A 19,726-nucleotide genomic window follows, 5' to 3' on the forward strand; every position below is an offset into this window, starting at 1 on the left:
AGACGAATGGCTCAGAAGGCGAATATCTTCATGAACGGCAGCAGCGGTGTCATCAGGCCGGTGCTCATGAACCACATGCCGAAGTTCATGGCGAACATCGACAGGGCGCCGAGCCGGAAATCCAGTGGGCCGGTGGGCTTGGCGTGGCACACGGCTTCGCTCGTGTCCCGAGGGCCGCGGACCAACTGGAGGATGTTGCCGATCGCCGCCACGAGCAGGTGGATCATGAACGGGACACCCACGATCGCGGCGGTCCACAGGACACCGTCGTGACCCATGCTTCCGTGATCGTGTTCCATGTGGCCGTGGTGCATCATGGAGTGCTTGACGTGCATCGCCCACAGGTGCCACGTCATCGCCGCGAACATCATTGCGTGACCCAGGTGATGCCAGGGGCCGTGAGGGTCGTCACCTCGAGCGCTGAAGCCCCGGATGCCGAGGAACAGGTACCAGGCGATGCCGACAACCATCGTCACGATGATCACCGGCATCGGGATGATCGACGCGAACGGCATCCACAGGTTCTTGGGAACCATCAAGAGCATGACGATCGCCATCCACAGATGCAGCAGCGTCGATATGAGCTGTGTGGCGGCGGGACGACGAGTCACCTGCACGGTCTCCCACACGGCGCAGAAGGCGAACAGGACGAGCAGGATGAGGAACTTTCCCGGCGTATCGGTGAGCGTGAACATCGGTCTCTTTCATGGCAGCGGGCGTCTCCGCGATGGACGCCTCGGACTCATCGGACCTTAGAACAGCCGATACCCCGGTGGGGTTACGAATTCTTTGATGGTTCGCCGTTTCGTTATAGATCCTCCCGCAAGATTGGCAAGATCCAATAAAATACCCGTACCCTCCAAGGGTATGGGTGGGGCGGTCACGCGAGTGAGATGAGCTCGGCGTAGTCCGGCCCCCAGTGATCCTCATAGCCGTCGGGAAGCATCAGCACACGGTCGGGGTCGAGCGCCTCGGCGGCGCCGTCGTCGTGCGTCACGAGGATGACGGCGCCGGCGTAGGTGCGGATCGCCTCGAGCACCTCGGCCCGTGACGCCGGGTCGAGGTTGTTCGTGGGCTCGTCGAGCAGCAGCACATTGGCCCCCGAGACCACCAGCATCGCAAGGGAGAGCCGCGTCTTCTCGCCTCCGGACAGTACCCGTGCGGGTTTGTCCACATCGTCACCGGAGAACAGGAAGGAGCCAAGGATCTTGCGCACCTCGGTGTCGTTGAGATTCGGCGACGCCGACACCATGTTCTGCAGCACGCTGCGGTCGGGGTCGATCGTGTCGTGTTCCTGGGCGAAGTAGCCGATCTTCAGCCCGTGACCGTGCAGCACCTGGCCGGTGTCGGGCTCCTCGACGCCAGCCAGGATGCGAAGCATCGTGGTCTTTCCGGCGCCGTTGAGGCCGATGATCATCACCTTGTTGCCTTTGTCGATCGCGAGATCGACGCCGGTGAACACCTCCAGCGACCCATAGGACTTGGACAGGTTCTCAGCCGTGAGGGGTGTCTTGCCGCAGGGCTGGGGCGCCGGGAAACGGATCCTGGCCACCTTGTCCTGTGCCCGCTCACCCTCGACGCCGGCCAACAGTTTCTCCGCACGGGCAGCCATCTGGTGGGCGGCGGCGGCCTTGGTGGCTTTCGCGCCCAGCTTGGCCGCCTGCAGCTTCAGCTGTTCGGCCTTGCGTTCGGCGTTGACGCGTTCACGGTGGCGACGCTTCTCGTCGGTGGCGCGCTGGTCCAGGTACTTCTTCCAACCCATCGAGTAGACATCGAGTTCGCCGCGGTTGGCATCCAGGTGGAAGACCTTGTTGACCGTTGCCTCGATCAGATTCACATCGTGGGAGATCAGCAGGACCGCGCCGGAGTAGGACTGCAGGAAGCCGCGCAGCCAGTGGATGGAGTCTGCATCCAGGTGGTTGGTCGGCTCGTCCAGCAACAGTGATTCGGCATCGGAGAACAGGATCCGGGCCAGCTCCACGCGTCGACGTTGGCCGCCCGAAAGTGTGTGCAGGGGCTGGTCGAGCACGCGTTGGGGGAGCGCGAGGTTCGCAGCGATGCGTGCAGCCTCTGCTTCGGCCGCGTACCCGCCGGCGCCGGTGAGTTGGGCCTCTGCGCGTGCGTAGCGGTCCATCGCCTGGTGCCGCACATCGTCATCGGTGGAGGCCATCTCATCCTCGGCGTTGCGCATCCGCCTCAGGATCTGGTCCAGGCCGCGGGCGGCGAGGATGCGGTCACGGGCCAGTTGGTCCAGGTCGCCGGACTTGGTGTCCTGCGGTAGGTAGCCGATCTTGCCGTGACGCGACACCTTCCCGCCCTCGGGCTCGGCCTCACCGGCCAGGATCTTGGTCGTGGTGGTCTTGCCGGCGCCGTTGCGTCCGACGAGTGCCACCTTGTCCCCGGGGTTGACGATGAAGTTGGCATCCTGGAGCAGGACGCGGGCACCGGCACGGACCTCAAGATGGGAGACGCTCAACACAACGAACCATCATCGGGCAAGTCCGGCCCGGCAACCAAACCGCCCGGGCGCCGACATGGGCCGTGGACGGGCTCAGATCGAGGCAGCGTACTGATGGACCCAGTACTCGGTGTCGCTGGTCCACTGGCTGACGATCACATGGAAGTTGTCGAAGGTCGAACCGGGCACGATGAAGCCGCCGTACGGGTTCTTCTGCTGCGCGCCCCCTCGCGGGAAGTGCGAGACGAGCGGGGTGGCCGAGCCCATGGCGTCGAAGATGTTGGAGGTCGGCAGTGCCAGTCGTGCGGCTTTGACCGTGTATCCGGAGGATTTGCGGGTGTCGAACCACGAGAGCGCATAGGCGCCGTTCATGGCGCGCCACTGAATCTCGCCCCATGGCTGGACGGGGCCGACGCTGGTCGCGGCGACTCCCCACCCCCACTGATGGCCGTTCCATCCCCACGGTTCGTAGGCGGCCGGTTCCCCCAGACGCTCCAGCGGGACGCGGTGCAGCAGCAGCTGCGAATCGACACTGCGATTGAAGCGGGAGGAGAGCACGTAGGCGTAGCCATCATCGGCCACAGCGTAGGTCTTCTGCTGGAAGGCGCCGCCCAACATGTCACCAGGCCACTGGCACAGGTAGTGCCACGTCTCACCCTGGTCATCGGATCGCCAGAAGTCGGTGTGATGGGTGTCGTGCAGTCGACCACGCATGAGATGCATGTACAGGGTGTCGCCGACGCGGAACACATCCGAAGGCAGGGCGGTCATGCCGTTGTGGTGGGGCTCATGGACAAGGCCGCGGGCGTGATTGCCGCCGACGGCCGAGTCGATGCGCAGGTTGTACAGATCGGTGCTGGAGGAGCGCAGGCCGATCGGGGAACGCCACGAGCCCTCGAACAGCTTGGCGCCGTCGAAAGTGTCGCCGCCGATGAAGAGCATGCCGCGGTTGGTGTCGACAGGGATGCACAGGTCTGTCCAGGCGGCCCCGAGGTGGCCGGTCTGCTCGGGGCCGGTGAGGCGGCCCAGATGCCGGACGCCGGCGGCCCGGGCTTCTGGGGCCTCCGAGACCGAGACGCCGATGGCGGCGGCTGCGGCTCCCAGTCCGAGGCCGGTCAGCAGAGAACGACGTGACAACTGCATGTTGAGGCTCCTGGGGGTGGTGCTTGTGTGTGCAGTCCCACACTGGCGAATCACACCGGGGCCCGCCACCGCGATGGCCCGGAAGCCTCCGCATCACGACCGGTAGAATCACGCGGGTGACCTTGGAATATCGAACGATCAACTGCTCGCCCGAGGACATCACCATGTCCGCATACCCCGGTGCGCCCGGGCCCGGAGACGTCCCTGATGATTTCCGGCGGTGGCGGCAGGCGGTACAGATCGGTTTTCATCAAAATCGATCCAATGCCCGCTCGCTGCAGCTCTACTACGAAGAGGCCTGCGCAGATGGATGGACTCTGCGGGGGTTCCATGACTCCGAGCAGCCGGCGTCGGCGCTGGGCGCGGATTATCCGGTGGCCACGTACGCCTCCTTGGAGAAGGACATGAACATCGGGGCGCCCGAGCTCATGCCCGCCCACCTGATCACCGAGGTGACGGTGCGCCCCACGCACCGACGCCGCGGCATCCTCCGGCGAATGATGACCGACGACCTCACCGATGCCAAGGAGCGCGGCATTCCGCTGGCGGCGCTCACGGCCACCGAGGCGACCATCTACGGACGTTTCGGATTCGGCCCGACGACGTTCATCAACCGCATTCAGGTCAAGACCGATATTCGCTTCCGGCTCCGCGAGCAGCCCAGCGGCACCATCCACATGACGAGCCGTGACCAGCTCGTGCGGTTGGCTCCCAAGTTCTTCCAGCGGGTCCACGAACGCAATGTGGGTTCGGTGGGACGCTCCCGCAACGACGCCTACATGAGTGCCGGGCACTGGAGCTACAGCGATCAAACAAGTGATGAGACCGTCCGCAACATCGTCCACATGGACGAGAACGGCCAGGTGGACGGGTATGCCAGTTACATGGTGACCGACGACATCACGCGTGCACGGACTCTGACCATCCGTGATCTCTGCGCAGCCAATTCCAACGCCCACATCGCTTTGTTCGCTTATCTGGCGTCCATCGATCTGGTGGAGAAGGTCGAGTGGGACCGGGCTCCGGTCAACGATCCTCTGGAGTGGGCGTTGGTGGACCGCCGCTGCTACCGCGTCACCGAGCGCACCGACCTCATCTGGTGCCGCATCCTCGATCCGGTCCGCATCTTGTCGGCACGTGCCTACCCGGGGGTCGACTCCGAGCTGATCCTGGGCGTGGAGGATCCGATGGGTTTCGCTGATGGTGTCTTTCACCTACGGGCTGTGGATGGAACGGGTACCGTTGAGAGAACCGACTCTCCGGCCGAGATCACCATGGGGGCTGATGCTCTGGCATCGTTGTTCCTGGGTGGCGTCGATGCGCGGACGTTGGAGGCATCAGGACGTTTGTCGGGCTCACCTGAGGCGATCAGCCGCGCACAGCAGCTGTTCACCAGCCTCGGCCAGCCCTATTCGAATACATACTTCTAAGGAGAGGGCATGCCGTCACCGCTGCATCCGGCCAAGCCTTTGGCTGCTGGAGTTCGGATCGTGGGGGACCAACGTGAATCCCTCGCCATGGAGCTTTCACTGCGCTATGCCGCCGGTGAGTCGATCCGCTCTCTGGCCGACAGCACCGGGCGTTCCTACGGGTTCATCCAGTCGCTGTTGAAGGAGTCCGGGGTGGAGTTTCGGCCTCGCGGCGGGGCGACCCGCGGTGAGGCTGCGAGAGCCAGGCAGCAGGCGCACCGTGAGGCTGCGGCAGCGGTGCCACGCATCGCCACGGGGCTGGCCGTCGGCGGTCAGCCTGCGATCGTGGATCCCGAGTCGGCGGTCAAGGCCCGCAAACGAGCCACCAAGGCGGTGAAGCGGACGCCCGGGCTGAGCAGGGCGGCCATCCCGAAGCCGACGCCCGCCGAGGAGGCTGCGATGGCCAAGGACGGCAAGAAGAAGTCCAAGAAGTCCAAGAAGAAGGGCAAGTAGGCCCAGCGGGTGAACAGGCCCACCGGATGAACAGGGGGAGGAACGCATGTCCATGATGGGCGGCGGAGGTGGCCCCCTCCTCAGCGGACTTCGCAAGGATCGCAGCGTCGTTCGCGAGTCCTTGCCGAAGGGTCTCGTGCGTCGCGTCGCGGGCTACGGGCGGCCCTACCGGGGGCTCATTCTTGGATTCCTCGTGGTGCTTGCGGCCTCAAGCGCCGTCGGCGTCGTGCCGCCACTGCTGTTGCAGCGAATCATCGACCGTGGCGTCATCGGCGGAGACCAGCGCCTGGTCATCACCTTGGCCATCGTGGTGGCCGTGATCGCGTTCGTGGACGCTGCCCTCAATCTCGTTGGACGTTGGTGCTCTTCACATCTGGGCGAGAGCCTGATCCGTGACCTGCGTACCCAGGTGTTCGCCCACGTGCAGTCCATGCCGCTGGCATTCTTCACTCGCGCCCAGACCGGAAAACTCGTCTCGCGACTCAACACCGACGTGATCGGTGCACAGCAGGCGTTCACCTCCACCCTCACCAATTCGGTGGCCAACATCCTCACCGTCGGTCTGACACTGGCGGCGATGTTCACACTCTCGATCCGCCTGACGATCGCGGCTCTGGTCATCGTCCCGATCTTTCTCATTCCGGCGAAGATCATGGGGGCACGGTTGGCTGAGCTGACCCGCCAGCAGATGAACCTCAATGCCGAGGTGTCTGGACTGATGACCGAGCGGTTCAGCGTCTCTGGAGCTCTGCTGGTGAAGCTGTTCGGTGATGCCCGCGTCGAGGAGGAGCGTTTCGCCGAGAGCGCCGGGCAGTTGCGCAGTGTCGCGGTGCGGATCGCGATGAACATCCGCTTCTTCATGGTGTCCCTGACGCTGCTCGCGGCCCTGGCCACGGCGCTGGTCTACGGGCTCGGTGGCGTCTGGGCCATTCGTGGAACGTTGACGATCGGGACCCTCACCGCGATGGCCGGATTGTTGGCGCGTCTCTACGCTCCGCTCACGCAGCTCACCAACCTGCGAGTCGACATCATGACGGCTCTGGTGAGTTTCGACCGTGTCTTCGAGGTCCTCGACACCAAGCCGGCCATCACCGATGCCCCTGGCGCCAAGGAGGCCTCCGGGCTGGGGAAGGTGGAGTTCGATCACGTCTCGTTCGGCTATCCCGACACCGTGACGCTGGCGTCCCTGGAGGTCACTGGGAGCGAGGACCAAGCCGAAACCGAGCAGGTCCTCCATGACGTGTCGTTCTCGGTGGAGCCGGGGCGGACGCTTGCGATCGTGGGGCCGTCAGGAGCCGGTAAGACCACGGTCACGCATCTGGTGGCGCGGTTGTACGACGTCGATTCCGGAGCAGTGCGCGTCGGTGGTGACGATGTGCGTGACCTGACGCAGGCGTCATTGCGCCACAGCGTCGGCTATGTGACCCAGGACGCGCACATGTTCCACGACACGGTGCGCCACAATCTCCTGTATGCCAAGCCCGACGCCACCGATGCCGAGCTCTGGAAGGCGCTGGAGTCGGCCCGGATCGACGACCTCGTCCGGCACCTGCCCGACGGTCTTGACACCCTCATCGGCGAGCGCGGCTACCGCCTCTCCGGCGGGGAACGTCAACGACTGGCCATCGCACGACTGCTGCTGAAGTCACCTCCGATCGTGGTGCTCGATGAGGCGACCGCCCACCTGGATGCCGAATCCGAGGCCCGCGTCCAGCAGGCTCTCGACCTGGCCGCGCAGGGCCGTACCGCCATCGTGATCGCGCACCGGCTCTCGACCGTGCGCCGCGCCGATGAGATCTGTGTGCTGGAGAAGGGCCGCGTCACCGAACGGGGGCGGCACGAGGAACTCCTCGCCCTCGACGGGACATACGCGCAGCTGTATCGCACACAGTTCGCAGAATGACCGGTCATCGGCAGAACACCGCCACGCGCACCGCGATCTGAAGTTCCTGAACGTCGGCGTCGTCGATCCGTCCATGGTCGTGGAACGCGTTCGGCCCCATGCCGACGACCGCTGCGGCGATGTCGGCCGGCACGGTGCGTCGGTCGGTGGCCTCAAACACCTGTTTCCGATGCCACCCGGCGTCGGCGGCGCGGGCGTCGATGTCGGAGGACTTGTCATCGTCGATGCCGAGCAGACCGAACCGCGTCCGTAATTCCGCCAGATGCTCCGGCAGGGGAGAGGCCACGATCGCGGTGGACGCGAACCGTGCGAAATCGCCCCAGTTCCGGGGTGCGAATACCGACATGACCACATCGGCCGCCCCTGTGCGTACCGGGAGTCCTGCCCAGGTGTCGGCCACCACCGCGCCGACACCTGGCTTTTTCGCCGCACGTCGACACGCATAGGGGCTCACATCGCACGCGATCCCGCGCCCACCGGTTCGCTCCACCACGGCTGCCAGATGATGTCCCGGGCCGGCACCGGCATCGACGATCGTCGCGGGGTCGACGCGGGCGGCGACCTCGGCCAGAGCGTCGGTGAGCGTGTCGAACAGCCCGGCGCGAAGCACATCGACACGTCGGGCGACCATTTCGGCGGTGTCGGCGTTCCTCCCCGGAGCGTGGCCCAACAGATTCACATGCCCCTGCCGGGCCACGTCGAACACATGCCCTGACGTGCACCGCAGGGAACCGGATGTGAGGGTGAAGGGCTGTCTGCAGTGCGGGCATTGCAGACAGTCGACCACGTGGGTCAGGGTCACGGCATCGGGATGAGGCCGCCGTCGACGGGGATCACGCAGCCGGAGACGTAGGAGGCCGCCGGTGAGAGCAGGAAGGTCGCGATGCGGCCGAACTCCTCGGGTGTGCCGATACGGCCCAACGGGATCTCGTCCTCGGTGGCCTCCTTGGCCGCAGCCGGATCATCGGACAGGCTCCAGAGCTGCTGCATGCGATCGGTGCCGATCTTGCCGGGCATCAGGCCGAACACGCGTGCACCGATCGGCCCAAACGTCGTGGAGTACTGGCTGATGAGTGAGGCCAGCCCAGGGCGCAGGCCGTTGGAGATCGTGAGGTCGTTGATCGGCAGCTTCGCGGACGATGAGAGGACCAAGCCGATCGCTGGGCCGCTGACGCCACGGGGGCCGGCGGTCTCGGGGTATTTGGCGTACCGCAGCACTGCGTCCATGGTTCGGACTGCAGCCAGGAACACCGATTCGAACGCGCCGCGCCATTCGTCGTCGGTATTGGTCGCGGCGGTGCCGGCCGGGGGGCCACCGACGCTGATGAACGCTCCATCGAGGCGGTCCCACGTCTCCATGGCGACCTCACAGGCTCGCACCGGCGTCAGGGGTTCGGCGAGATCGCCCACGACCGCGACGGCTCGGTCCGTGCCGAGCTTGCGGGCGCGCTCCACCAGAACCTCTTCACGTCGGGCGACCAGGACCACGCGTGCACCTTCGGCCACCAGGCTCCTGGCGGTGGCATATCCGAGTCCGCTGCTGGCGGCGGTGACGACGAACACGCGGTCGGTCAGATTGAGGTCCATGGCTCTTCCTATCGGTTGTGGGCGGCTGGCCCCGGCTTCTCGGTCCGCCTCAGCATCTCAGTCAGTGCGGTTGGTGTCGGGCTCGGGGGCCGGATTCGTACTGGTGTCCCGGCCCCTGCGTCGTTCGCGGATATCACCGCGGATGAACACCACCAGTCCAACCAGCGCGATGCCGGTGAACATGAACCACTGCACGGCGTACCAGAAGTGCGGGCCTTCGGAGAGCTCTGGCAGTGCGACCGGCACGAATCCACCCTCCTGCGGAGGCGTCATCTCCAGGACGCTCACGTACCCGTCCTGTACCGGATGGGGGAGAGCCTCGGCCAGGGCGTCGCTGTTGATGAGGCGGATCTGACCGTTGACCGGTTCCAGCGCGTTGCGTCGCCCGTTCTCGGATGGACGCAGGTGCGCGGTGATCGTCACCTCACCGGTCGGTGGTGCAGGGGCGGTCTCGGGCATCGGTTGACCGCGTTCGACGGGGATGAAGCCACGGTCGACCAGCAAGGCCCGCCCGTCGCCGAGCTCCAGGGGAGTGACCACCTCGATGCCGGGGGTCTCGTCGTTGACGCGGTAGCGCGCGATGAACTGGTGCTCGGCATCGAAGGTGCCGGTCACCGTGACGCGTTGCCACTCGTCCTCATCGGTGATGGGCTGATCGGCGACGTCGGAATAGGGGATCGGTGGACGGTTCTGGTTCGCGATCACCACGGCGTTGGCGCTCTGACGCTGCTCGAGCCGACGCAGCTGCCATTGTCCGAGGTTGACGAAGGCGATGCCCAGAACCAGCACGAAGACCAGCAGGCCCAGCCAGCGGAGATAGAGACGTCGCACCACTCCACTCTAGGCGGTCGGTCTTCGGGGCGGTCACTGCTCGATGCTGGCGTCCTGGCCTTCGGTGTCGCCGGAACCCTCGTCACCGGAGCCTTCGGGGGTGGCGTCGTGCATGAGTTGGGTGAGATTGGCCGCGGCCTGACCGAGCGTGGCTCCTTGTCCGACGAGCACTCCAAGGGTGAACACCGTCAGCGGTGAAGCAGGTCGGGTCACGTTGTTCGCGGCATCGCGGGCGAGGTCGAGGATGATGTGCATGGTGTCCTCATCGAGCACGCTTCCGCTCGTCTCCGTCTCGAGGGCCAGCTCCGAATCCAGGGTCTCCAACCAAGATTGAAGGCGGATCTGTTCGGCCATCTTCGTCCTTCCATGCCGGGGTGGGGTTCTTCCCGATGATTGCACGCCGCTTTCCTGACCCTTCGGCGGGGCGGTGCCTGAGCGTCGGAAAAGGTGGGTCGTACACTGGCGCGCATGTCTGATCCGGTCCCCACGCGCCTTCCCCTGGCTGACACTCACGGACGGATCGCCACAGATCTCCGGGTGTCGCTCACCGATAGGTGCAACCTGCGCTGTACCTACTGCATGCCTGCCGAGGGCGTGCCGTGGCAGCCGATCTCCGAGCAGCTCACCTTCGATGAACTGGTGCGTCTGATCGGCATCGGTGTGCGACGCCTTGGTATCCGCACGGTGCGTCTCACCGGTGGGGAGCCTCTGCTGCGCAAGGACCTGGAGGAACTCATCGGTGCCATCGCGGGCCTCGAACCACGCCCGCAGGTGGCCCTGACGACCAACGGCATCGGGCTCGACCGGCGCGCCGAGAAGATCGCCGCAGCCGGACTCGATCGCATCAACATCTCGATCGACACACTCGATCGCCAACGATTCAAGGAACTCACGCGACGCGATCGGCTCGCCGATGTCCTCGCCGGTATCGACGCCGCCGTCGCAGCAGGGCTGCATCCGGTGAAGATCAACACCGTGCCGATGCGAGGCATCAATGATGGCGAGTTCGTTGATCTCGTGCGCTGGGCGATGCGCACCGGCGTCCAACTCCGTTTCATCGAGCAGATGCCGCTCGACGCCCAGCACGGCTGGACACGGGACGGCATGATCACCGCCAACGAGGTGCAGGGCGCGCTGGAGGAGGTCTTCACCCTCACGCCGTTCGGTCAGCGTGGCAGCGCTCCGGCCGAGCGCTTCCGCATCGACGACACCGAGCATGTCGTCGGCATCATCGCCTCGGTGACGCGTCCGTTCTGCGGAGCGTGCGATCGTGTCCGGCTCACCGCCGACGGGCAGATCCGCAACTGCCTGTTCGCGCGAACCGAATCGGACCTCCGGGAGTTGCTGCGCGGGGGAGCCGATGAGGACGCCATCGTGGAACGCTGGGTGGGCGCCGTGCGCGCCAAACTGCCCGGCCACGGCATCAACGACCCCTCGTTCCTCCAGCCGGATCGGCCGATGTCGGCGATCGGTGGCTGACGTCCCGAACACGAGAGGGGTCAGTCGTCGACGGTGATCGTCCGGTGGTCGGTGAGGGCCGGACGCTCCTGAGGGAATCCCTGTTCCACCGGCGCGGTGGCCTGGCGTCGACGATCGACCGCATTGGCGGCCAGTACCGCCATGCCGGGGACGAAACCGGCGATCGCGATCAACACGATGCGCGCCACGGTGTCGTCGATGACGATCATCAGGATGAAACAGACCACGCGCAGGGCCATCGCCAACAGGTAGTTGCGCATGCGGTTGCGGCGGTCGGCCGAACGGCTCCTGCGAGCCGTGGTGATGACCGCCGTACCTGCGGAACCGTTGCGAGTGGGCACTCGATCAGCATAGGTCGGGAGATCTAGTAGCGTGACGCCAACTCCCGGGGCGTGGGCCCGGGGTGGAGTCGAGGAGTGATCAGTGGCAGAACAGACCCGCACCATCGTCGTCACCGGAGCCAGCCGGGGAATCGGTCATGCTCTGGCCGCCCGGTTCGCCGCGGCGGGCCACCGTGTGGCCGGACTGTCCCGCTCGGGGACCGCCCCCGAAGGTGTTCTGGCGATCGCCTGTGACATCACCGACGCCGACGCCATCGATGCCGCCTTCACCCGCGTCGAGGAAGAGCTCGGCAAGGTGGAGGTTCTGGTGGCCAATGCCGGTGTCACCGATGACACCCTGCTGCTGCGGATGACCGATGAACAGTTCGAGAAGGTTCTCGATACCAATCTCACCAGTGGCTTCCGCCTCGCCCGTCGGGCTGCCCGCCCCATGGTGCGGGCGCGTTGGGGGCGCATGATCTTCCTGTCGTCGGTGGTGGGCATGCTCGGCTCCGGTGGCCAGGTGAACTACGCCGCGGCCAAGTCCGGTCTGGTCGGGATGGCCCGGTCGCTGACCCGTGAGCTCGGATCGCGCGGCATCACCGCCAATGTCGTGGCGCCGGGCTTCATCGAGACAGACATGACCGATGCCCTCTCCGAGGATCAGGTCAAGGACTACAAGGCCCGCATCCCCGCCGGGCGTCTCGGCGGTGTCGACGATGTGGCCGGTGCCGTGGAGTTCCTGGCGTCGGACGCCGCCTCCTACATCAGCGGTGCGATCATCCCCGTCGATGGCGGCCTCGGCATGGGCCACTGACCCCTCCAACCCCTCCCGCGAAAGGCAGACCATGGGCATCCTCGAAGGCAAGAACATCCTCGTGGCAGGCGTCACGATGAACACCTCCATCGGTTACGTCGTGGCGAAGATCGCCCAAGAGGAGGGGGCCAACGTGGTCGTCTCCAACTTCGGGCGCGCCATGAGCCTCACCAACCGAGTGATCAAGAAGCTCGATCCCGTGCCGCCGCTGATCGAGCTCGACGTGACCGATGAGGAACATCTGGCTCGACTGCCCGAACAGCTCGGGGAACACATGGACCACCTCGACGGCATCGTCCACTCGATCGCCTTCGCCAACCCCGAGACCGCGCTCGGTGGCAAATTCATGTCGACGCCGTGGGAGGACGTCGGCCCGGCGGTGCAGGTCTCGGCGTATTCACTGGTGAGCCTGACGCGCGCGGTTCAGCCCATGCTCGCCGAGAAATCCTCGGTCGTGGGGCTCACCTTCGATGCGTCCTTCTCCTGGCCCGCCTACGACTGGATGGGCGTGGCGAAGGCCGCCCTCGAATCCACCAACCGTTACCTGGCCCGCTACATGGGGCCCGAGGGCGTCCGCTCCAACCTCGTGGCCGCCGGGCCGCTCGACACCCTCGCGAAGAAGGCCATCCCCGGCGCGGAGGCCTTCAACGAGGTCTGGGGAGAGCGCGCCCCGCTCGGCTGGAACTCCAAGGACGCCGAGCCCACCGCGCGTGCCGTCGTCGCCCTGCTCAGCGACTGGTTCCCCGCCACCACCGGCGAGATCATCCACGTGGACGGTGGATTGCACGCGATGGGGGCGTGACGCCGCCCGGTCATGAATCGTCCTGGCCGGTGGTCGTTTCCGGAGTCATGATCAGGCCCAAGTGGTGTGGAGTCGCTCCTTCATGCGGGTGAAGTAACGGCGTCAGCGCTTCGGTGAGGGCCTTGCTCAACTCGTCAAGCTCCTGGGGCGTCGCGTAGATCTCCGTACGGGTGAGCGTCAGACCGGCTGGGTCGGGGTCGAGTGGTGTCTTGAGATAGGCGAGGACATCGGCTTGGAGAAGGCCGAGCACCAACGCGGCTTGATTCCTGCGACTCTCGGGGGATGGGTCGGAGTCATCGAGGAGGCCGGCCAGAGTGTATGTCTTCTCGACCGCTCCGCGAACGGGTTTCTCATCGGTCACGGCGATCAGGTCGGCGGTGAGGAGCGCCTGCAGGTGCCGGTAGAGCGTGGCGGGCGCGACGTCGGTCAGCTTGGCATTGATTTCTCCGGCTGTGGAAGGGCCACCGGCCAATTGCTGGATGATCCGCCAGCGCAGAGGGTGCATCAGTGCTTTCAGGGACTCTTCCACGACCAACCTTTCTCAATAGTGATAATGTTCGCGTCGGCGATATCAATCCTAGCTGAGGAGTGTCATGACCGAATGGCGAGAAGGCGAAGCTGGCACTGGTGAAGGGGTGTGCGTGGATCGGCTGACCAAGACGTTCAGGCGGCACCATGCATTGCGTGGGGTCTGCCTGGAGGCGCGTCCGGGCAGGGTCACCGGCTTCCTGGGCCCCAATGGGTCCGGTAAGAGCACGACGCTTCGATGCCTTTTAGGACTGCAGCGTCCCGATTCGGGGACCGCCACGATCGAGGGGGTCCGGTATGAACGCCACGAGAACCCCACGTCCGTCGTGGGCGCGGTGTTGGACTCGAGCACCGTGGACCCCGCCATGAGCGGATACGCCCACCTCAAGGTGTATGCGGCGTTCGGCGGTCACCGGGCCGAACGCGTCGATCGTTGTGTCGAAGAGCTGGAGATGGAGTCGTATGTACATCGCTGTGCTGGCGGTTACTCGACCGGTATGCGACAGCGTCTGGGTATCGCCACCGCACTGTTGGGGAATCCCCGCATCGTCGTACTGGATGAACCCACCAACGGTCTTGACCCCGATGGAATCGCTTGGATCCGTGAGCTGGTGCGTGACTTCGCCGCCTCCGGGCGCACAGTGCTGGTCTCGACCCATGTGCTCTCGGAGTTCGAAGGGGTGCTGGACGATGTGGTGATCGTTCGGGAGGGCCGGACTCTGGTGGCCGGGGCTGTCGAGCGGCTCAAGGAAGATCTGGGCGTCGATTCACTCGAAGCGGTCTATGCAAAGGCCGGTGGACGGCGATGAGAAAAGCGATCAGCGCGGAGTTTCTTCGGGCCGCGAGCACCAGGGCCTGGGGGCTCCACGTATTGGCGGGGCTCGCCGTCGGGCTCTTCCTGACCGGCGGCTTGATCGTCATGGGGCCCGACAACATGAATCCGCCCATGCCCGGGCCGGACACCGTGGAAGGTGTGCGTGGGCTCCTCGGCATTCTGGTGCTGAGCGCTCCCATCCCGTTGTTGTTGGGAACGCAACTGATGACCAGGGAGTTCGAGCATCGGACCAGCGTCCCCACATTCCTGGCGGAGCCTCGTCGACACCGCGTCGTGATGGCGAAACTGGTGGTCGGGGTGGCCTTGGGAGCGTCATACGGGCTTGTTCTGGCAGGGGCCGCCACGGTCGGTGTGTTCGCGGGGTGCGCTGTGGCTGGGTTCGATCCTGCTCTTGGATGGCGGCCGGTTTCACTGGCTGCTCTGCGGATGGGGGGAGCCATGGCGATGTACACGCTGGTCGGGGTGGGGATCGGTTCCCTGATCCCTCGGGCAAAGGTCTGCATCGGGATCGCTGTGCTGTGGTTCTATCTGCTGGAGTCGATGCTGACGGCGGCTCCCGGAGTGCAGAACCTGTACCCGTGGCTCCCCGGGGGAGCGGCGAGTGCCATCGCGGGGCAGAGTTTCGTGCTCGATGCGATCTCCCGGACAGCCGGGTCAGGGGCAGTGGTGTTGCTGCCGGTCTGGGCCGGTGGGCTGGTACTGGTCGGATACGCGGCGCTGGCTGCCTCATCGGCGATGGTGACCACTCTGCGGCGTGGGATCACCTGAGGTCAGATCGTGTTCATGGTGTGACACCCGACCCCCACGAGACGGTGGCGCAGATCGCGTCGATCGCGGCGGCGCGCACGGGCGTCAGGGCGGTGATGCGCTGGTGGACCCCGTGGGCATGGAGGATTTCGCTGTGATCATCGAGAGCCGCGTCGCAGGCGGTGAGGATGTTCAGACCGCGCACGACGGCCTTCTGCGAGCGGGCGCCGAATCCCGGCGGAAGCGGCATCTCGGTGGCGTCGGGTCGAGTGCCCGAAGTGAGATCGAGGCCCTCCAACAGGTTCGCGGCCTCGAGGATGGCATGACGCAGCAACTGGTCGGCCTCGGCGGCGCTGGGGAGAAGGCCCGGAGCGGCCGCGTCGAACACCTCCCACTGGAGGGCGGGGCCGACGCGGTGCGGAACGAGCGCCGTGCCGCCGCTGACGCTGATCACCGCCGCGCCGGCGTCCATGGCGGCCCGACTCAGGGGCAGTGGGCCGCGCAGTGGGCCGAGTGCGCCGGGTCGGGGGAGAGCCAGGACCCAACCATCGTCGGGGAGCCTGGCGGTCCGCAGTGCGATCGTGAGTTCGGTGGAGCCGATCCCGTCGGCGTCGATGACGTGATGGGCCACGTCGTCGGCCATGATCCAATCGGTGCTCAGATGCGGGTCGGTGCCATGGACCACTGCATGATTCAGGGTGGCGGTCAGGCGAATGGCGGCGAGTACGGGCACCTCGCCACGGTACCGGTTGATAGTTTGGCAGCCATGGAAACTGTGGTGGATCTTTCGGGCGTCACGGTGCGGCGAGGCACCGCAACCTTGGTCGACAACGTCGACTGGCGCATCGATGCCGCGGACCGGTGGGTCGTCATCGGCCCCAACGGGGCGGGCAAGACCACGCTGCTGCAGGTGCTCGCCGCGCAGATCCATCCCACCGACGGGATCGCCGAGATCCTCGGCGAGATCATGGGCATCGTCGACGTCTTCGAGCTGCGTCCACGCATCGGTGTCACCTCCGCGGCTCTGGCCGATCGCATCCCCAAACGCGAACGTGTCGCCGACGCCGTGGTCTCGGCCGCCTACGCCGTGACCGGGCGGTGGAAGGAGGAATACGACGAGCTCGACCATGAGCGCGCCGTGGAGCTCCTGACGTCGTTGGGCGTCGAGCACTTGGCCGACCGCACGTTCGGCACCCTGAGCGAGGGCGAGAAGAAGCGCGTTCAGATCGCACGGGCACTCATGACCGACCCCGAGCTGCTCCTGCTCGACGAGCCCGCAGCGGGCCTGGACCTGGCCGGACGCGAACTGCTGGTGCGGAGCCTCGCACAGCTGGCGGCAGATGAATTCTCCCCGGCGATGGTCATGATCACCCACCATGTCGAGGAGATCCCTCCGGGTATGACGCATGTTCTGCTGATGTCGGAGGGCCGCGTCGTTGCGGCCGGACCGTTGGAGGAGACACTCACCGCAGCCAACATGTCTGCCACGTTCGGGCTTCCCCTGGAGTTGGAACGTCGTGGCGGACGCTGGACCGCGCGCGCCGTGGGCTGATCTGTGTCTGTGAACCTCGTCGACTGGCTCGGCGACAACGCGTGGGCGTGGTGGCTCACGGCTGTGCTCATGTTCGGTTCGGTCGGGATCCTGACCCGGTCGCGGTGGGCCCATGTGCTCGCGGCAGCCGCTCTGGTGGCTTCTGGGTCCGGTACCGTGGCGATGCTCGGTGACCGGGGCATCGAGATCGCTGTTCCCGCGGTGGTGTTCCTGGTGTCGGCGTCGGTGCTCGTGTGGTGGGTGAAGCCTTGGAAGGGCCAGGCTGAAAGCCCGATCGATGTTCCTTACGACGATCTCGACGACGTGGTGTCCGCCCCTCCGAGGCGGGCACTGTGACGCTGATCGAGATCGACGACCCCGAGGATGACCGGCTGGCCGACTACGTGCGACTACGCGATGTCTCCCTGCGGCGTCGACTCGAGACCGAGAACGGCCTGTTCATCGCCGAGGGGGAGAAAGTCATCCACCGAGCGGTGGCGGCCGGCTACCGACCGAGGTCCTTCCTGCTCGCGGAGCGCTGGCTCGCATCGTTGGAGGATGTGCTGTCCACTCACCCCGGTGTGCCGGTCTATGTGGTGTCCGAGGCGATGGCCGAGCAGGTCACCGGCTTTCACGTGCATCGGGGCGCGTTGGCGTCACTTCATCGCGAGGTGCGCCATGGCGTCGATGACCTGCTGGCGATGAACCGTCTGGTGGTGTGTGAGGACATCGTCGATCACACCAACGTCGGCGCGATCCTGCGTTGCACGGCCGGGCTCGGATGGGACGGTGTGCTCCTGGCGCCCCGTGCCGCCGATCCGTTGTACCGGAGGTCGATCAAGGTGGCCATGGGCGCGGTGTTCGATCTGCCGTGGGCTCGTCTGCCCGATTGGGCCGACGCCGTGCCGACGCTGCAACGGGCCGGATTCACCGTGCTGGCCCTGGCCCTGTCGGACGATGCCCGTGACCTGCCGGAGGTGGCTGCATCGCTCCCCGCCGATGTGAAGGTCGCGCTGTTGCTGGGGACCGAGGGGGCCGGGCTGTCGAGCACGTGGATCGATCAGGCCGATCACGTGGTGAAGATCCCCATGTTCGCGGGCATCGATTCGTTGAACGTCGCGGCTGCTGCGGCGGTGGCGTGTTACTCGCTGGGTCCGGCAGGGCGCCGATCGGCGTAGGTATCTCCTTACGGATTTCCATCCTGCTTGGCACTCACCGGCCAGTCCTCGAGGTAACGGTCAGCGACCTCCTCGTGGCGTCGGTAGAGGTTCTTGCGGGCTCGTGCGGAGAGGCGATCGCCGAAGACCATGCCGTTGAGGTGGTCGGTCTCGTGCTGAAGGCAGCGGGCGAAGTAGCCGGTGCCGTGGATCTCCACGGGATCGCCGTTGAAGTCCTGGCCCACGCAGGTGGCGGTGTCGGGGCGAGCGAGGGCCTGGAACGCGCCGGGCAGTGACAGGCACCCCTCGTCGACGGATTCCAACACACGGTCGCGGCCGGTGGGCAGGGTCACTTCAGGGTTGCAGACGACGCCCACGTGACGCTGGTCATCGGCGTCGGTGCAGTCGTAGACGAAGACCGCAAGGTCGACGCCGACCTGGGTCGCGGCGAGGCCGACACCCTGGGCGGCGCGCATGGTCGCGAACATGTCCCGCAGCAGGGTGTGCAGATCGTCATCGAACTCGGTGACCGGCCGGGTCTTGGCATGCATCACCGGCGTTCCCCAACGAGTGATCGGGCGGACATCTCCGCCGGTGGTGAGGTCATCGAGAGTCGTCATGGCGCTCCAGTGCAGGTGTTGGTCAGGTGGCGTCGGCCGATGATTGTATATCGGTCACGGCGTGGCCACGGTGGCATGCGAGGCCACTGGGCGACCATGGTGGCGTGTCCACTGATCCAAGTCCTGCCACGATGTCGCCTGCCGCCTCTGCGCTGTTGGAGGAATGGGTGCGTCACCTGGAGGTCGAGCGTGGACTCTCATCCAACACGGTGCGGGGTTACCGGAACGATCTCCGGGCAATGCTGGAGCACCTTCATGGGGTGGGTGTCGACGATCTGCAACAGGTTCGGCTTCCCATGGTGCGTGGTTGGTTGGCCCGTGAACAGTCCGCAGGAGCATCGCGTCGGACCGTTCATCGCCGGGCCGCGGCCGCCCGGGGCTTCTTCGCCTGGTGCCGCAGGACCGGCATCATCGACCATGACCCGACCGCCGGATTGCAGACCCCCAAGCTTCCCCGCAGACTGCCCGAGACCATCAGTACCGGTGACGCGATCGAGATGCTCGACGCCGCCCTGGCCGCGGCGGCCGAGGACGAGGGCCCGGGCGGACGCCGGGATGTGGCCATCCTCGAGGTGCTCTACGGCGCAGGCATCCGCGTCGGCGAGTTGACCGCACTCGATCTGGCGGACCTCGACCATGATCGCCGCTCCCTGCGCGTGACCGGCAAGGGCGACAAACAACGCACGGTGCCGCTGGGGGCCCCGGCCTGGCGAGCTCTTGACGCATGGCTCGCGGTGCGGGGCGAACTCGTCGCCGAGACCACCGATGCCGTCTTCATCGGCGACCGGGGCCGCCGGATCGACCCGCGCGTCGTACGTCGCATCGTTCACCGCTGCCTCGCCGCCGTCCCCGACGCCCCCGACCTCGGCCCGCACGGGCTGCGACATGCGATGGCGACCCACCTGCTGGAAGGCGGCGCCGACCTCCGAAGCGTTCAGGAGATGCTCGGGCACGCCTCTGTCGCGACCACGCAGATCTACACCCATGTGACCACCGACCGACTGCGTGCTGCGTTCAACCAGGCCCACCCGCGGGCCTGACCCACG

General features: G+C 66.1%; 23 protein-coding genes. 12 read left to right on the top strand and 11 right to left on the bottom strand.

Annotated elements, in window-relative coordinates; translation table 11 throughout:
• Positions 1-11: 11 nt before the first annotated feature.
• From FB460_RS11590 to FB460_RS11600, 3 genes are all read right to left on the bottom strand, one after another.
• Complete coding sequence (locus FB460_RS11590; protein ID WP_142094365.1) at positions 12-695, bottom strand: DUF5134 domain-containing protein; 684 nt, start codon at positions 693-695, stop codon at positions 12-14.
• A 185-nt stretch (positions 696-880) separates the two neighbouring features.
• Complete coding sequence (abc-f, locus tag FB460_RS11595; RefSeq protein ID WP_142094366.1) at positions 881-2,479, bottom strand: ribosomal protection-like ABC-F family protein; 1,599 nt, start codon at positions 2,477-2,479, stop codon at positions 881-883.
• A gap of 72 nt (positions 2,480-2,551) precedes the next feature.
• Positions 2,552-3,601 (bottom strand): DUF4185 domain-containing protein, encoded by a 1,050-nt coding sequence (locus FB460_RS11600; protein WP_142094367.1) that lies wholly within the window; start codon positions 3,599-3,601, stop codon positions 2,552-2,554.
• Positions 3,602-3,717: 116 nt separating this feature from the next.
• Here FB460_RS11600 and FB460_RS11605 point away from each other — a divergent pair, with 116 nt between their 5' ends.
• Genes FB460_RS11605 through FB460_RS11615 form a run of 3 tightly spaced genes read left to right on the top strand, consistent with a single transcriptional unit; the run spans position 3,718 to position 7,426 of the window.
• Positions 3,718-5,031, top strand: coding sequence for a GNAT family N-acetyltransferase (locus FB460_RS11605; RefSeq protein WP_142094368.1), 1,314 nt, complete (start codon positions 3,718-3,720; stop codon positions 5,029-5,031).
• 9 nt (positions 5,032-5,040) lie between these two features.
• Positions 5,041-5,523: a helix-turn-helix domain-containing protein gene (locus FB460_RS13355; RefSeq protein ID WP_246044402.1), complete on the top strand. Its 483-nt coding sequence runs from the start codon at positions 5,041-5,043 to the stop codon at positions 5,521-5,523.
• Positions 5,524-5,569: 46 nt separating this feature from the next.
• Positions 5,570-7,426, top strand: a complete 1,857-nt coding sequence (locus FB460_RS11615; protein WP_142094369.1) for an ABC transporter ATP-binding protein — start codon at positions 5,570-5,572, stop codon at positions 7,424-7,426.
• Between the two features lie 4 nt (positions 7,427-7,430).
• Here the strand turns inward: FB460_RS11615 and FB460_RS11620 are convergent, their stop codons facing one another.
• From FB460_RS11620 to FB460_RS11635, 4 genes are read right to left on the bottom strand one after another with little or no spacing between them, the layout of a single operon-like run.
• Positions 7,431-8,228, bottom strand: coding sequence for a putative RNA methyltransferase (locus FB460_RS11620; protein ID WP_142094370.1), 798 nt, complete (start codon positions 8,226-8,228; stop codon positions 7,431-7,433).
• Complete coding sequence (locus FB460_RS11625) at positions 8,225-9,013, bottom strand: SDR family oxidoreductase (RefSeq protein ID WP_142094371.1); 789 nt, start codon at positions 9,011-9,013, stop codon at positions 8,225-8,227. The genes FB460_RS11620 and FB460_RS11625 overlap by 4 nt, the downstream gene beginning before the upstream one ends.
• Before the next feature lie 57 nt (positions 9,014-9,070).
• On the bottom strand, positions 9,071-9,844 hold the full coding sequence (locus FB460_RS11630) for an SURF1 family cytochrome oxidase biogenesis protein (protein ID WP_170210076.1): 774 nt from the start codon (positions 9,842-9,844) through the stop codon (positions 9,071-9,073).
• 33 nt (positions 9,845-9,877) lie between these two features.
• Positions 9,878-10,198, bottom strand: coding sequence for a DUF6457 domain-containing protein (locus tag FB460_RS11635; protein ID WP_211345984.1), 321 nt, complete (start codon positions 10,196-10,198; stop codon positions 9,878-9,880).
• 114 nt (positions 10,199-10,312) lie between these two features.
• Here FB460_RS11635 and moaA point away from each other — a divergent pair, with 114 nt between their 5' ends.
• A complete protein-coding gene (gene moaA / locus FB460_RS11640) occupies positions 10,313-11,323 on the top strand; it encodes a GTP 3',8-cyclase MoaA (RefSeq protein WP_142094373.1) in 1,011 nt (336 codons plus the stop codon).
• A 20-nt stretch (positions 11,324-11,343) separates the two neighbouring features.
• On the opposite strand, the gene FB460_RS11645 is transcribed toward moaA, so the two are convergent.
• Positions 11,344-11,664 carry a DUF3099 domain-containing protein gene (locus FB460_RS11645; RefSeq protein ID WP_170210077.1) on the bottom strand — a complete coding sequence of 107 codons (321 nt, stop codon included), beginning with the start codon at positions 11,662-11,664 and terminating at the stop codon, positions 11,344-11,346.
• Positions 11,665-11,746: 82 nt separating this feature from the next.
• Here FB460_RS11645 and fabG point away from each other — a divergent pair, with 82 nt between their 5' ends.
• The gene (gene fabG, locus FB460_RS11650) at positions 11,747-12,460 is read left to right on the top strand and encodes a 3-oxoacyl-ACP reductase FabG (RefSeq protein WP_211345985.1); all 714 of its coding nucleotides are present in this window, start codon (positions 11,747-11,749) and stop codon (positions 12,458-12,460) included.
• A gap of 31 nt (positions 12,461-12,491) precedes the next feature.
• The gene (gene fabI / locus FB460_RS11655; RefSeq protein WP_142094445.1) at positions 12,492-13,262 is read left to right on the top strand and encodes an enoyl-ACP reductase FabI; all 771 of its coding nucleotides are present in this window, start codon (positions 12,492-12,494) and stop codon (positions 13,260-13,262) included.
• 10 nt (positions 13,263-13,272) lie between these two features.
• Here fabI and FB460_RS11660 read toward each other — a convergent pair whose 3' ends face one another.
• Entirely contained in the window at positions 13,273-13,791 is a 519-nt protein-coding gene (locus FB460_RS11660; protein WP_142094375.1) for a helix-turn-helix domain-containing protein, read from the bottom strand.
• A gap of 64 nt (positions 13,792-13,855) precedes the next feature.
• Here FB460_RS11660 and FB460_RS11665 point away from each other — a divergent pair, with 64 nt between their 5' ends.
• Positions 13,856-14,599: an ABC transporter ATP-binding protein gene (locus tag FB460_RS11665; RefSeq protein WP_142094376.1), complete on the top strand. Its 744-nt coding sequence runs from the start codon at positions 13,856-13,858 to the stop codon at positions 14,597-14,599.
• Positions 14,596-15,393 (top strand): ABC transporter permease, encoded by a 798-nt coding sequence (locus FB460_RS11670; protein WP_142094377.1) that lies wholly within the window; start codon positions 14,596-14,598, stop codon positions 15,391-15,393. The genes FB460_RS11665 and FB460_RS11670 overlap by 4 nt, the downstream gene beginning before the upstream one ends.
• A 13-nt stretch (positions 15,394-15,406) precedes the next feature.
• Here FB460_RS11670 and FB460_RS11675 read toward each other — a convergent pair whose 3' ends face one another.
• Complete coding sequence (locus tag FB460_RS11675) at positions 15,407-16,105, bottom strand: hypothetical protein (protein WP_142094378.1); 699 nt, start codon at positions 16,103-16,105, stop codon at positions 15,407-15,409.
• 33 nt (positions 16,106-16,138) lie between these two features.
• On the opposite strand from FB460_RS11675, the gene FB460_RS11680 reads away from it, so the two are divergent.
• Genes FB460_RS11680 through FB460_RS11690 form a run of 3 tightly spaced genes read left to right on the top strand, consistent with a single transcriptional unit; the run spans position 16,139 to position 18,081 of the window.
• Positions 16,139-16,924 carry an ABC transporter ATP-binding protein gene (locus FB460_RS11680; protein ID WP_142094379.1) on the top strand — a complete coding sequence of 262 codons (786 nt, stop codon included), beginning with the start codon at positions 16,139-16,141 and terminating at the stop codon, positions 16,922-16,924.
• Positions 16,925-16,927: 3 nt separating this feature from the next.
• On the top strand, positions 16,928-17,260 hold the full coding sequence (locus FB460_RS11685; protein WP_142094380.1) for a hypothetical protein: 333 nt from the start codon (positions 16,928-16,930) through the stop codon (positions 17,258-17,260).
• A complete protein-coding gene (locus FB460_RS11690; protein WP_142094381.1) occupies positions 17,257-18,081 on the top strand; it encodes a TrmH family RNA methyltransferase in 825 nt (274 codons plus the stop codon). Before FB460_RS11685 ends, FB460_RS11690 begins: the two co-directional genes overlap by 4 nt.
• 8 nt (positions 18,082-18,089) lie before the next feature.
• Here FB460_RS11690 and def read toward each other — a convergent pair whose 3' ends face one another.
• A complete protein-coding gene (gene def / locus FB460_RS11695; RefSeq protein ID WP_142094382.1) occupies positions 18,090-18,680 on the bottom strand; it encodes a peptide deformylase in 591 nt (196 codons plus the stop codon).
• 131 nt (positions 18,681-18,811) lie between these two features.
• On the opposite strand from def, the gene FB460_RS11700 reads away from it, so the two are divergent.
• Positions 18,812-19,720, top strand: coding sequence for a tyrosine recombinase XerC (locus tag FB460_RS11700; protein ID WP_142094446.1), 909 nt, complete (start codon positions 18,812-18,814; stop codon positions 19,718-19,720).
• The last annotated feature ends 6 nt before the right edge of the window (positions 19,721-19,726 follow it).

Source organism: Propioniferax innocua (genome assembly GCF_006716235.1).
GTDB classification, from domain to species: Bacteria; Actinomycetota; Actinomycetes; order Propionibacteriales; family Propionibacteriaceae; genus Propioniferax; species Propioniferax innocua.

Excerpts from the sequence above, each read along its gene's own strand:
- FB460_RS11615 (WP_142094369.1), top strand. The coding sequence starts at position 5,570 with ATGTCCATGATGGGCGGCGGAGGTGGCCCCCTCCTCAGCGGACTTCGC.
- FB460_RS11680 (WP_142094379.1), top strand. The coding sequence starts at position 16,139 with ATGGAAACTGTGGTGGATCTTTCGGGCGTCACGGTGCGGCGAGGCACC.
- FB460_RS11670 (WP_142094377.1), top strand. The coding sequence starts at position 14,596 with ATGAGAAAAGCGATCAGCGCGGAGTTTCTTCGGGCCGCGAGCACCAGG.
- FB460_RS13355 (WP_246044402.1), top strand. The coding sequence starts at position 5,041 with ATGCCGTCACCGCTGCATCCGGCCAAGCCTTTGGCTGCTGGAGTTCGG.
- FB460_RS11700 (WP_142094446.1), top strand. The coding sequence starts at position 18,812 with ATGTCGCCTGCCGCCTCTGCGCTGTTGGAGGAATGGGTGCGTCACCTG.
- FB460_RS11665 (WP_142094376.1), top strand. The coding sequence starts at position 13,856 with ATGACCGAATGGCGAGAAGGCGAAGCTGGCACTGGTGAAGGGGTGTGC.
- FB460_RS11635 (WP_211345984.1), bottom strand. The coding sequence starts at position 10,198 with ATGGCCGAACAGATCCGCCTTCAATCTTGGTTGGAGACCCTGGATTCG.
- def (WP_142094382.1), bottom strand. The coding sequence starts at position 18,680 with ATGACGACTCTCGATGACCTCACCACCGGCGGAGATGTCCGCCCGATC.
- fabI (WP_142094445.1), top strand. The coding sequence starts at position 12,492 with ATGGGCATCCTCGAAGGCAAGAACATCCTCGTGGCAGGCGTCACGATG.
- moaA (WP_142094373.1), top strand. The coding sequence starts at position 10,313 with ATGTCTGATCCGGTCCCCACGCGCCTTCCCCTGGCTGACACTCACGGA.
- FB460_RS11625 (WP_142094371.1), bottom strand. The coding sequence starts at position 9,013 with ATGGACCTCAATCTGACCGACCGCGTGTTCGTCGTCACCGCCGCCAGC.
- FB460_RS11590 (WP_142094365.1), bottom strand. The coding sequence starts at position 695 with ATGTTCACGCTCACCGATACGCCGGGAAAGTTCCTCATCCTGCTCGTC.
- FB460_RS11600 (WP_142094367.1), bottom strand. The coding sequence starts at position 3,601 with ATGCAGTTGTCACGTCGTTCTCTGCTGACCGGCCTCGGACTGGGAGCC.